This is a genomic window from Actinopolyspora lacussalsi, assembly GCA_030803735.1.
Classification (GTDB): Bacteria; Actinomycetota; Actinomycetes; order Mycobacteriales; family Pseudonocardiaceae; genus Actinopolyspora; species Actinopolyspora lacussalsi.
This window is the reverse complement of record JAURUC010000001.1, coordinates 2,116,276-2,128,495: the sequence shown is the minus strand read 5'-3', so window position 1 is coordinate 2,128,495 and position 12,220 is coordinate 2,116,276. Positions and strand designations below refer to the sequence as shown.

Below are 12,220 nucleotides of genomic sequence, written 5' to 3'. Positions count from 1 at the left end.
GTGATTCCTTTAGCTTGGAGCGGTTCGCCGGGTGGTGAGCCGGTGCCGCTGGCATCGGCGGCGCGGCGATTTCGCGAGAAATTGACGCCGCCCGGAAGTTCAGCGACGTAAAATCTCACTCGGTCAGATGAATCGATCACATTCTGTCGTATTACGCCCCCCCGCTCTGGACTGTGCGGGCGACCTCTCGTAACCTAACCGAGACTTCGCGGCGATCAGTTGCCCAAACCGGGTGGCTCCGCGGAGTTGTCGCCTGATCGGCTCGTCGGGGGAGCCGGCCCGGGAACCCTCCCGGACGCGCCGTCGGCTCGAACGGCCCGCACCGTGGTGGTGCGCCGGTACGTCGTTCTCGCGTGCCCGCCGTCGCCGATGGATTCCAGCGTTCGCCGTGGAAGCGTTCTCCCGGAGGGCGACCGAGTGGACGAAGGAGCAATGCGCGACGTGGCCTCGCACGCACTCAAACGCTCTATGCGGGGAGCACTGACGGCCACGGCGGTTGCCACCGCCGTCACCGTGAGCTCCGCACCCGCCATGGCGGACCCCGAGCTTCCCGACAACAGTTCCGAGGCGCTCCAACAGCTGCAGGATCTCTCCCACAAGGCGGAGAAGCTCACCGAGAAGTACAAGCGGGCCAAGGACGACCACGAGGCTCGCCTCGCCGATCTGGAGAAGGCGAAGAAAAAGGCCGCCGAAGCGGAAAAGACTCTCCAGCAGGCCCACACCAAGGAGGAGCAGTTCCGCGGCAAGGTGGACGAACTGACCAAGTCCGTCTACCAGGGATCCAGGATGAACCAGATCTCGGCGCTGCTGTCGAGCGAGTCGCCGGACGCCTTCCTCGACCGCGCGTCCATCCTGGATGAACTGGCCCGCGACAAGCAGAACGCGGTCTCGGAACTCTCCGAGGCCACCCAGCAGGCCGAGGCCGCCAAGAAGAGTGCCCAGCAGGCCAAGGAACAAGCGGCCAAGGCAGAGGCCGACGCGAAGAAACTCCAGGACGAGATCGCCGAGAAGAAGGCGGCGATGGAGGATCGGATCGCCGAGGTCGAGGAGCAGCTCGCGGAGCTGACCGCCGAGGAGGAGCAGTCCTACACCGGCGGTGGGGAGACGAACTACGAGTACGCGGGTGGTGCCGGCTCGGCTTCCGGCGCCGTACAGGCGGCGCTGGGCAAGCAGGGCTCGCCCTATGTGTACGGGGCCGAGGGCCCCAGCCAGTTCGACTGCTCGGGCCTGATGTACTGGGCCTACGCTCAGGCAGGGGTGGATCTGCCGCGTTCCAGCAGCGCCCAGGCACAGGTGGGGCAGCCGATCTCCGCATCACAGCTACAGCCGGGCGATCTCATCTTCTACTACAGCCCGGTCAGCCACGTCTCCATGTACGTGGGCAACGGAAAGGCCGTGCACGCACCCACCAGCGGCCAGGTGGTCAAGGTGGTTCCCTACGGCGACATCGCTCCGATCAACCGGATGCGTCGCGTGGTGGGCTGATCCGGGCACACTCACCCGGAAGCCGCCCCTTCGGTGACGGACGAAGCGGGGCGGGGCACGTCATCGAAGTGCCCCGCCCCGCCGATCCGATCGGGAAACTTCAATCAGGAGTAGATGGCGGCTATCTCCGAGGCGTAGTTCTCGGCGACCTTGTTGCGCTTGACCTTCAGGCTCGGGGTCATCTCTCCCCGGTCCTCGGCGAAGTCCCTCGGCAGGATCCGGAACTGCTTGATCCGCTCCGCCTTGGAAACCGCCTGGTTGGCCTCGTCGACAGCCCGCTGTACCTCGGCACGCATCTCGGGGTCCTCGGCGAGGTCGCTCGCCGGGGTGTCCGTGGGACGCCCCCGCTCGGCCAGCCAGGAGGGCAGGAACTCCGGATCCAGCGTCACCAGCACACCGATGAACGGTTTCTGGTCACCCACCACCATGCACTGACTGATCAGCGGGTGGGCGCGGATGTGGTCCTCCAGCACGGCCGGTGCCACGTTCTTGCCACCCGCGGTGACGATGATCTCCTTCTTGCGGCCGGTGATGCGCAGGAAGCCGTCCTCGTCCAGTGAGCCGAGATCTCCGGTGTGGAACCAGCCGTCCTCGAGGGAGTTCTCGGTGGCCGCCTCGTTGTTCCAGTAGCGCCGGAAGACCACGTCGCCCTTGACCAGCACCTCACCGTCCTCGGCGATGCGGATCGTGGTTCCGGCGATGGGCTTGCCGACCGTGCCGATCCGGTAGTCCTCCTCCACGTTGACCGCCGCCGCCGCGGTGGTCTCGGTCAGGCCGTAGCCCTCCAGGATCGGGACTCCCACACCGAAGTAGAAGTGGGTCAGCCGCTCGCCGAGCGGGGCACCCCCCGAGACCGCGGCGACGCAGCGGCCTCCCAGTGAGGCACGCAGCTTGCTGTAGACCAGCTTGTCGAACACGAAGTGCTTGGCCCGCAGCACCAGTCCCGGACCGCCGCTGGATTCGGCCTTGGCGCGACTGTAGGCCACCGCGGTGGCCTCGGCGGCATCGAAGATCTTGCCCTTGCCCTCGCTGTGCGCCTTCTGCTTGGCAGTGTTGTAGACCTTCTCGAAGACCCGCGGCACCGCCAGCACGAAGGTAGGCCGGAACGAGCCCAGGTCGTTGACCAGATCCTTCACGTCGCTGGTGTGCCCCAGGGTCAGCCGGGCGTAGACGCTGGATATGGTGATCGCCCTGGCGAGCACGTGCGCCATCGGCAGGAACATCAACATCGAGTTCCCGGGCCGCATCAGCTGCGGGAACGCGTCGAGATCCCCACGGACCTCGGCGAGCATGTTGCGGTGCGTCAGCACGCAGCCCTTCGGCCTGCCGGTCGTGCCCGAGGTGTAGATCAGGGTGGCGGTGTCCTCGGCGCCGACCGAGCGCCTGCGTTCGTGGACTCGTTCGTCCTCGATCTCCGCGCCGGAGGAGGTGAGTTCCGCCACCGCCGTGGAACGGTCCTCCTCGACCGGCCCGTCGATCTGCCAGACGTGTTCCACGCCCGTGACGTTGCCGATGATCGTGTTCACCTCGGCGCGGTGCTCGGGCGTCTCCACGATCAGGGCGCGAGCCTCGGAATCGCCCAGGATCCACTCGATCTGGTCCGCCGAGGAGGTCTCGTAGATGGGCACGGTCACACAACCGGCCGACCAGATCGCGAAGTCGAACAGGGTCCATTCGTACCGCGTTCGTGACATCAAGCCCACTCGGTCGCCCTGTCGCAGACCCGCCGCGATGAGCCCCTTGGACACCGCGAGCACCTGCGCGGCGAACTCGGCCGTGGTCACATCCACCCAGGTGCCGTCCACCCTGCGGCGGAAGCCGACCGCGTCGCCGAATCGCTCGGCGTTGGCCCACACCATGTCGGTGAGGTTCTCCTCGGCGGCCACCGTGACAGTGGCGGGGGCGCTGAACTCTCGCACGTTACATCCTCCGAAAGCACGCCAAATTGTGATGGACAACCTAACCCCGAGCGCTACTGGGCGGTAGCCCCCCGTGCCCTCGACATTGTGCCGGGAGGCCGGAATGTGTCGTATCCCGCATTGTTGCCGCAAGCGTCGCGCCGCGCGCGTCCGGCTCCTCCCGGGTTGGTTCGTTCGAGCACACCTCGGGCGGTTAGGTTGGTCGGGTAGCGGACTCAGCGGCGAACGGAGACAACTTGCGGGTGCACGTGGTCTCGGATGTGCACGGGAACGTCGAGGACCTCAAACGGGCCGGAGAGGGTGCCGACGCGCTGATCGTACTCGGTGATCTGATCGACTTCGTGGACTATCTCGACCATGACAAGGGCATACTCGGTGCCGTGTTCGGGCGGGAGAAGGTCGGGCACTTCGCGTGGTTGCGTCGGAACAACCGGGGACCGGAGATCGGTGCTTATCTGCGTTCGTTGTGGGAGAGCCTTTCCGAGCCGGCCACCGTGGTGCGCCAAGCGGTCCGCGAGCAGTACGCCGAGCTGTTCGCCGCGATGACGGCTCCGACCTACGCCACGGCGGGAAACGTGGACGATCCGACCCTCTGGCCCGAGTTCACCGGGGACGGCGTCCGGGCGTTCGACGGCGAGAGCGTCGAGATCGGCGGGTTGCGGTTCGGATTCGCGGGCGGTGCCCTGCTGCCACCGGGCGGTACGCTGCGGCGCGATCTGCCGTGGGTGCCGAACCTGCGTACCGAGGCGGAGTTCGACGAGGTGCTGGACCGGATGGGTCCGGTCGACGTGCTCTGCACCCACGTGCCGCCGCGGATCCCCGAACTGGTTTACGACGTGGTGGCGCGCAGACCGGAGCACGGCTCCTCCGGTGCGTTGCGGCGGATCCGACACGACCGTCCCCGCTGGTCGCTGTTCGGTCACGTGCACCAGCCACTGGCCACTCGCACGCGTGTCGGGCCCACCGAGTGCGTCAACGTGGGGCACTTCAAGCAGCGGGGGCAGCCCTATGTGCTGCGGTGGTGAACCTTTCACCGCTCCCGCCAGTGCCGGTGCCCGCACGGTCGACATGTAATCTGCGCGGCATGGTCGACCAGTCCACCCAGTCCATCGTGATCGAGGCCCCGGCCACTGAGATCATGGCCGTGATCGCCGACTTCGGCGCCTACCCCGAATGGGCGGAGGCGGTCAAGGAGACCGAGGTGCTCTCACGGACGGACGAGGGGGTCGCCGAGCGGGTTCGCTTCGTGCTGGACGCCGGTGTGGTCAAGGACACCTACAAGCTCGCCTACCAGTGGAGTGCCGACGGTCTGTCGGTGAGCTGGGACCTGGTCGAGGGGCAGGTCCAGAAGGCGCAACGCGGTAGTTACACGCTGCGGCCGCTGGAGGCGGCACGTACCGAGGTGACCTACAGTCTCGCGGTGGACCTGTCCATCCCCATGATCGGGATGTTCAAGCGCAAGGCGGAAAAAATGATCATGGATACGGCGCTGAAGGAACTCAAACGTCGGGTGGAGTCCGTCGAATAGTTTTCCCGTGGGCGCGTGCCGCACGCCCGAGCTCGGTGGAGCGAGGCCCTGAGTTGCGAATTCTGATGTTCACCGGAAAAGGCGGGGTCGGCAAGACCACGCTCGCGGCGGCCACCGCCGCGCGTGCCGCCGCGCACGGACGCGAGGTTCTGGTGATCTCGACGGATCCCGCCCATTCGCTCGCCGACTGCCTGGACGCGGAACTCGACGACACACCTCGGCCACTGCGGCTGTCGGACGACTCCGACTCCGATCCGCTCCGGCTGCACGCCGCCGAGATACGAACTCGCGGACTGCTCGACCGAGCCTGGTCCGAGCTGCGGGAACATCTGCACACCGTGCTCGCCGGCGCGGGTGTTTCCGAAGTCGACGCCGCCGAACTCACCAGGCTGCCCGCGGTGGAGGAGCTGCTCGCGCTCACCGAGGTGCGGCGCATGGCCACCGACGGTCCGTGGGACACCGTCGTCGTGGACTGCGGCCCCACCGCGGACACCCTGCGCCTGTTGACCATGCCGGAAGCGCTGTCCGGGTATCTGGAGCGGTTGTTCCCCACCCACCGTCGGGTCGTGCGCGGCATGCTCGCGGGAATGGCGGGCAGTGATCTCACCGAGCGCTGGGACGCCGCCGCCGAGGCCCTCGGTGGACTCGCCGAGCGGTTGAACTCGCTGGCGGAACTGCTCGTTTCCCCGGCGACCAGTGTCCGGTTGGTCGCGACACCGGAGTCGTTGGTGGCGGCCGAGACCCGCCGTATCCTCACCTCGCTCGCACTGCAGCAGGTTCACGTCGACGGTGTGCTCGCCAACCGCGTGGTGCCGGATCCCGGCTCCGCCCGTGGCGCGGCGGCGGCGTGGCTGCGCACCCGCGCCGGGCAGCAACGTGAGGTGCTGCGTGAGCTGGCACAACTGGGGCTGCCGCTGCACACCGTCGAGCACCGCGCGACGGAGCCCCGCGGGGGCGACTCACTGCTGCGCCTGGGTGACGAGATCTACGGCGAAACCGACCCGACGTCGGGAGCCGAGCGCGCCCCGGTGATCGAGCTCGACGGGAGCGGAAGCGACTCGGAAGCTCGCTACACCCTGCGTATCGCCATGCCGCTGAGCAGACAGGCGGAGTTCGACCTCGCCCGGATCGGCGACGAACTGGCCGTGACCGTGGACGGACACCGACGGCTGATCACACTCCCCTCGGTGTTGCGGCGCTGCGTGGCGGTGGAGGCGGACGCGGGCGACGACGGTGTGACCGTGACCTTTCGGCCAGACCCGGCGCAATGGATGCGGTGATCGGTTTTGCACGAGGAACACACCGGTTCACGGACCGAGGGCGAGCACGAGCGGCTCGTCGAGGAGCTGCGTTCGTTGTTGCCCGCCCTCGCGGCGCGGGCGGAGGAGCTCCTGCTGGCGCTTTCCCGCGTTGAGAACCCCACCCGGCCGGTCGGTGGTGAGTTCGTCACGGGTGACTCCGCTGTCGGTGAGCCCGCGGCCGGGGACTCCGCGGCCGGGGACTCCGCGCGAGGGGCGGTGGGGTGTCCGTTCTGCACCCTCGCGGCGGTGCTGCGCGAGGCGAACGCGAAACGTCCGGCGGGTGGGCTGTACGAGTGGCTCCTCGTGCTGTTGACCTCGTTGCGTCAAGCGTTCACCGCCCCTGGCTGGGAAACCGGCGCGACCGACGCGGCGCACCGAGACGGAACGGGCGAGGCCGCCGAACGGCCGACGGACGAGCCGCGGGTTCGACCGATCACCGTCAACCGCGTGCGTGGCGACGTACTCGGCGGGAACTCCGCCCGTGGTCGGAACTCGGCGAGCTAGGGGCGGTGCCGGTCATCCGCTCCGGGCGGCCGTACCTGCGGACGAGCGAACCGCCCACCCAACGGTGGCGGGGCCGAACGAAGAAACCTCGGTCAGACCTGCGCCCCGTCGTCCCAGCCGGAGTCCTCGTCCTCCGGGGAGCCCTGCCGCAGCCGCAGCAGCAACCAGCCGATGCCGCAGCTGATCGCGATCAGTCCGACCGGCAGCGTCAGCGGCCCCAGCGAGCTCGCCGCGAAGGGCACGAACAGCGTCAGCAGACCCAGCACGATGAGCACGACACCACCCACGGTGCTCGCTCCGGGTTTGGGCAGCGGCGGTGGTTCCGGAGGCTCGTAGTGCCCCTCGTCCTCCTCCGCCTCGGTGGGAGCCCAGTCGCGGGGACCACTGTCCGGATCGGCTTCGGACGGTGGTTCGGTACTCGCGTCCCCCGTGGTCGCGGTGCCCCCCGAAGTCGTCGGGGAGGCGGTTCCGGACTCGCCGGGCCACTGCGGCAGTGAGGAATCGCGCTCCAACTCGGCCACGATTTCCGCGAAAGCCTTGTCGATGTCTTCGGGGCCGTCTGCGTTCTCATGGCGCGTGTTCATACGCATTCCCTGACGCGCTGGCGGTGGATGGTGGACTCGTCAGCGATCGGTACCGCCCCCGCGGTGCTCCGATCGTTCGGTGCGCCTGTGCTTGCAACGATTCGGTCGAACGCCGCACCGCCGAAGTGCGCCGCTCGCCCCCAGGGTCGCTGTTCGACGCCGAGTGGGCAAGGTCGTGTTCGGGGTGTGGCCCGAACCGACGCCGCGAATCCTCCCGGAATTCGTCCGCCCACTTCGTTCGCGTGTTCATGCACAATCACACTCTGCCATGCTCACCCGCGCGTACGTTCCGCCGTGGTGCGCCGGTTCCGTGATGTGCTCGTGTCCTCGTGTTCCCCGATCGTGAATGCCGCCCCGCGATTGTGTGGTGCATGGCGGCTCCGTACCCTGACAACGTAATCCGGCCGTGAGGGAGGCAGCGACGCGGTGCTGTACTGGGTGATGAAGTACGTTCTTCTGGGGCCCCTCATGAGGTTGTGGTGCCGTCCCAAAATCGAGGGCGCACACCATGTTCCGGAGTCCGGTGGGGCGATTCTGGTCAGCAATCACCTCGCGGTGGCCGACTCCTTCCTGATGCCGTTGATGCTGCCCCGCCGGGTGACCTTCCTCGCCAAACGCGAGTACTTCACCGGCAAGGGACTCACCGGCGCGTTGAAGCGAATCTTCTTCAGCGGCGTCGGACAGGTTCCGCTCGACCGCTCCAGTGGCGCGGCGGCCCAGGCCGCGTTGGACACCGGTATCCGCCTGCTGCGCGAGGGACAGTTGCTGGGGCTGTACCCGGAGGGCACACGTTCCCCGGACGGCCGCCTCTACAAGGGCAAGACCGGCGTGGCGCGCATGGCGTTGGAAGCCGATGTGCCCGTGATTCCGGTCGTGACCATCGGAACCGAGAAGGTCAATCCGATCGGCTCCAAGATGTGGCGCCCCTACAGCGTGCGGATCCGGGTCGGTCAGCCGCTCGACTTCTCCCGTTACGAGGGTCTGGCCGGTGACCGGTTCGCGGAGCGTTCCATCACTGACGAGATCATGTACTCGCTGATGGAACTTTCCGGGCAGGAGTACGTGGACATCTACGCCGACCGGGCCAAGGACGACATCGCCGAGAGTGGGCGCGTGATCAGCAAGCGCGAGCGGCAGGCGGCCAAGGAAGCCGGGAAGTCCGAGAAGCGGATGCCGGACTCGAAGGCCGGTTAGACCCCGCGGACTCGCGGGGTGTCTCCACCGGCGATCCGGGGACGCATACCCTTTTCCAGTGCGGTTTTTCTATGACTGCGAGTTCATCGAGGACGGTCACACCATCGATCTGGTGTCGATCGGTGTGGTCGACGAGACGGGTAGGGAGTTCTACGCAGTCTCCACCGAGTTCGCGGCGGAACGCGCCGGGCCGTGGGTGCGCCAGCACGTGTTACCGCAGCTGCCGTCCCCGGGATCCGGTGCCTGGCGTTCCCGGGCCACCATTCGTGACGAGCTCTACGGGTTTCTGACCGCCCACAGGTCCGACATCGAACTGTGGGCCTGGTACGCCGCCTACGATCACGTCGCGTTGGCGCAGTTGTGGGGGGCGATGCCGGCGCTGCCGCCGAAGATCCCCAAGTTCACCCGGGATCTGCGCCAGCAGTGGGAGGCCGTCGGAAAGCCCAGGCTTCCCTCGCCACCGGCCAACGCCCACGACGCACTGGCCGACGCCAAGCACAATCTGCGGCGCTGGCAGGTGATCGAACAGCGAATGCGGGAACTGGGCCATCCGGCTCGGTAGCGTGACCCGCTCGAACGCGTGAGGGGGGCAGGATCCGTGGTCGGCTCCCGTGGCTCTCGTGGTGGGGCCCGCGGCGGTGATCGACGTGAACCACGCGTCGTCCGAATCGGTTCGACCCGGGTGACCCCTTGCGTCGTTACCGCTGGTTACCTGGTGCGCCCGATCGGATACTTGCTGCACCGATTTAGTCCGTGAAAGGCTCTTCCGCTGAGATCAATATCACGCCTACGGCGTGACGTGTTTCGAGGAGGCGGGATGTCGGCTGCCGAACGTATCGGGGTGCTGACCGGTGGTGGGGACTGCCCCGGTCTCAATGCTGTGATCCGTGCGGTCACCCGGAAAGGGATCGAGGTGCACGGCAAGGAGATCGTCGGTTTCCGCAGCGGCTGGCGTGGACCACTGGAAGGGCTGACCATGCCGCTCGGGCTCGAGGAGGTCGAGCGGATACTGGATCGTGGTGGCACGATTCTGGGCTCCTCCCGGACCAATCCCTACAAGGAGGCCGACGGTGTCGCCCGGATAAAGCGAACCATGGCGGAGCAGCGGATCGACGCGCTCGTCGCCATCGGCGGGGAGGACACGCTGGGCGTCGCGAACGGGCTGCACGAGGAGGGCGTCCCGGTGGTGGGGGTGCCCAAGACCATCGACAACGACCTGGACGCCACCGACTACACGTTCGGGTTCGACACCGCCGTGCACATCGCCACCGAGGCCATCGACCGGCTGCGAACCACGGCCGAGTCGCACCACCGTGCGTTGGTGGTGGAGGTCATGGGAAGGCACGCGGGGTGGATAGCCCTGCACTCCGGCCTGGCCGGGGGAGCGAACGTGATCCTCGGTCCGGAGCAGCGCTTCAGCGTCGACTGGGTCTGCGACTGGGTCACCCGGCGGTTCGAGCGGCAGTACGCCCCGATCATCGTGGTCGCGGAGGGGGCTGTTCCCGAGGACGGTGCCGAGGTGCTGCAGGGGGGCGAGCGGGACGCCTTCGGACACGTGCGGCTCGGCGGTGTCGGCACCTGGCTCGCGGAGGAGATCTCGCAGCGGACCGGTAACGAGTCGCGTGCCGTGGTACTCGGCCACACCCAGCGCGGCGGGACCCCCACAGCCTACGACCGGGTGTTGGCCACCCGGTTCGGGCTGCACGCGATGGACGCGTTGACCGAGCGGGACTTCGGCTCCATGGTCGCGCTGCGCGGTACGGAGATCGTGCGTGTTCCGCTGGCGGAGGCCACCGCCCAGCTCAAGACCGTGCCGCTGCACCGCTACACCGAGGCCCAGGCGCTGTTCGGCTGAGGAGCGGTGCCTCGGCGAGAGCCCGTGGCAGCGTGCCTCAACCGCTCGGGCGTCGCCCGGCTGGGCGACGCCCTGCGGTTGTAGCTACAGCGGTCCCGGCAAAGCGGTCCCGGCAAAGCGGTCCCGGCAAAGCGGTCCCGGCCCGGCGGTTCGGGCACCGCGGGGCGGTAGATCGCCCAGGACCACCTGTCGCCGGTGTCCGCCCGCTCGCATCGAGCGTGCCGTTCAGCACTCGGGACAGCATCACAGCATGCGGGACGGAACCGCTACGCTGGGCAACATGCCCGTTGACCCCGAAACAGCAGCTCAGGGCGCGCCTTCGGACGGTCTCAAATCCTGGACCGTCGACGTGCCGGTGGACACGCTTCCCGAACTCCCGCCGCTACCGGCCGACCTGCGTACCCGTCTCGACGATGCACTGTCCCGCCCGGCAGCTCAGCAGCCGCGGTGGCCGGACCCGGAACAAGTGCGCAACGTGCGCTCGGTACTGGAGAGCGTACCGCCGGTGACCGTCCCCTCCGAGGTCCAGCAGCTGCGCAGCAATCTGGCCGCCGTGGCGCGCGGTGAAGCGTTTCTGTTGCAGGGCGGGGACTGCGCGGAGACCTTCGCGGACAACACCGAACCGCACATCCGCGCCGGTATCCGCACCTTGTTGCAGATGGCCGTGGTGCTGACCTACGGCGCGAGCACCCCGGTCGTCAAGGTCGGCCGGATGGCAGGCCAGTACTCCAAACCTCGTTCCAAGGACACCGACTCCCTCGGGCTGCCCGCTTACCGCGGCGACATGGTCAACTCGCTGGTGGCCAACGAGCAGGCCCGTGCGCACGATCCCTCCCGGATGATCCGCGCCTACGCCAACGCGAGCGCGACGATGAATCTCTCGCGCGCGCTGACCAACGGTGGTATGGCCGCGTTGGAGCAGGTGCACGACTGGAACAAGGACTTCGTCCTCAACTCCCCGGCGGGCGAGCGCTACGAATCCATCGCCGCCGAGATCGATCGTGCGCTTCGGTTCATGTCCGCCTGCGGCGTGGACGACACCAGCCTGCACGGCGTGGACTTCTACTCCAGCCACGAGGCTCTGGTGCTGGATTACGAGCGCGCGATGCTGCGGCTGGACACCAGTGGTCCGGAGCCGAGGTTGTTCGATCTCTCCGGGCACTTCCTCTGGGTGGGGGAGCGGACCCGGCAGCCGGAGGGCGCGCACATCGCCTTCGCCGAGCTGATCGCCAATCCGATCGGCCTCAAGATCGGACCGTCGACCACGCCGGAACAGGCGGTGGAGTACGTCGAACGGCTCGATCCGCACAACGAACCCGGCAGGCTCACCCTGATCAGCAGGATGGGCAATGACAAGGTCCGCGACACGCTCGGACCCATCGTCGAGAAGGTCACCGCTTCGGGACACCAGGTCATCTGGCAGTGCGACCCGATGCACGGCAACACCCACGAGTCCAGCACCGGTTACAAGACCCGTCACTTCGACCGGGTGGTCGACGAGGTGCAGGGCTTCTTCGAGGTGCATCACCGGCTGGGAACGCATCCCGGCGGCATTCACATCGAGCACACCGGTGAGGACGTCACGGAGTGCCTCGGAGGAGCGCAGGACATCTCGGACACCGACCTGGCCGGACGTTACGAGACCGCGTGCGATCCGCGGCTCAACACCCAGCAGTCGCTGGAACTGGCGTTCTTGATCGCCGAGATGCTGCGCGACTGAGGAGGTCCGCGGGGTGCCGAGCCGTCTCGGCACCCTCCCGTGCCGTCGTAGTCGGGGGTCGACGCGGACCGGTCCCCGACCTCGAAGAACCGGGTTCGGGTCGGTTCCCGACCCGGTTCCACCGCCGGGC

Annotated in this window: 11 protein-coding genes; 9 read left to right on the top strand and 2 right to left on the bottom strand. The window is 67.7% G+C overall.

The annotated features are described in order from the left end of the window. Positions 1 to 432 precede the first annotated feature (432 nt). A complete protein-coding gene (locus tag J2S53_RS09355) occupies positions 433 to 1,485 on the top strand; it encodes an NlpC/P60 family protein (RefSeq protein WP_456240656.1) in 1,053 nt (350 codons plus the stop codon). Between the two features lie 104 nt (positions 1,486 to 1,589). Here the strand turns inward: J2S53_RS09355 and J2S53_RS09350 are convergent, their stop codons facing one another. Further along, the gene (locus J2S53_RS09350) at positions 1,590 to 3,404 is read right to left on the bottom strand and encodes an AMP-dependent synthetase/ligase (protein ID WP_456240655.1); all 1,815 of its coding nucleotides are present in this window, start codon (positions 3,402 to 3,404) and stop codon (positions 1,590 to 1,592) included. Positions 3,405 to 3,640: 236 nt separating this feature from the next. Between J2S53_RS09350 and J2S53_RS09345 the strand changes: the two genes are divergently transcribed. From J2S53_RS09345 to J2S53_RS09330, 4 genes are read left to right on the top strand one after another with little or no spacing between them, the layout of a single operon-like run. Next, positions 3,641 to 4,429, top strand: a complete 789-nt coding sequence (locus tag J2S53_RS09345) for a metallophosphoesterase family protein (RefSeq protein WP_175530120.1) — start codon at positions 3,641 to 3,643, stop codon at positions 4,427 to 4,429. A gap of 59 nt (positions 4,430 to 4,488) precedes the next feature. Continuing rightward, positions 4,489 to 4,932: an SRPBCC family protein gene (locus J2S53_RS09340; protein WP_092979251.1), complete on the top strand. Its 444-nt coding sequence runs from the start codon at positions 4,489 to 4,491 to the stop codon at positions 4,930 to 4,932. 53 nt (positions 4,933 to 4,985) lie between these two features. Further along, entirely contained in the window at positions 4,986 to 6,212 is a 1,227-nt protein-coding gene (locus J2S53_RS09335; protein WP_456240654.1) for an ArsA family ATPase, read from the top strand. A 6-nt stretch (positions 6,213 to 6,218) separates the two neighbouring features. After that, entirely contained in the window at positions 6,219 to 6,737 is a 519-nt protein-coding gene (locus J2S53_RS09330; RefSeq protein ID WP_456240653.1) for a hypothetical protein, read from the top strand. A 92-nt stretch (positions 6,738 to 6,829) separates the two neighbouring features. Here J2S53_RS09330 and J2S53_RS09325 read toward each other — a convergent pair whose 3' ends face one another. After that, the gene (locus J2S53_RS09325; protein WP_456240652.1) at positions 6,830 to 7,321 is read right to left on the bottom strand and encodes a DUF308 domain-containing protein; all 492 of its coding nucleotides are present in this window, start codon (positions 7,319 to 7,321) and stop codon (positions 6,830 to 6,832) included. Positions 7,322 to 7,747: 426 nt separating this feature from the next. Here J2S53_RS09325 and J2S53_RS09320 point away from each other — a divergent pair, with 426 nt between their 5' ends. The 4 genes from J2S53_RS09320 to J2S53_RS09305 all read left to right on the top strand — a co-directional run bounded on the left by J2S53_RS09320 (position 7,748) and on the right by J2S53_RS09305 (position 12,090). Next, complete coding sequence (locus tag J2S53_RS09320) at positions 7,748 to 8,515, top strand: lysophospholipid acyltransferase family protein (protein WP_092979243.1); 768 nt, start codon at positions 7,748 to 7,750, stop codon at positions 8,513 to 8,515. A gap of 58 nt (positions 8,516 to 8,573) precedes the next feature. Next, positions 8,574 to 9,077 carry a polyadenylate-specific 3'-exoribonuclease AS gene (locus J2S53_RS09315; protein WP_456240651.1) on the top strand — a complete coding sequence of 168 codons (504 nt, stop codon included), beginning with the start codon at positions 8,574 to 8,576 and terminating at the stop codon, positions 9,075 to 9,077. A 255-nt stretch (positions 9,078 to 9,332) separates the two neighbouring features. Beyond that, a complete protein-coding gene (locus J2S53_RS09310; RefSeq protein WP_456240650.1) occupies positions 9,333 to 10,370 on the top strand; it encodes a 6-phosphofructokinase in 1,038 nt (345 codons plus the stop codon). A gap of 280 nt (positions 10,371 to 10,650) precedes the next feature. After that, entirely contained in the window at positions 10,651 to 12,090 is a 1,440-nt protein-coding gene (locus tag J2S53_RS09305) for a class II 3-deoxy-7-phosphoheptulonate synthase (RefSeq protein WP_456242755.1), read from the top strand. The last annotated feature ends 130 nt before the right edge of the window (positions 12,091 to 12,220 follow it).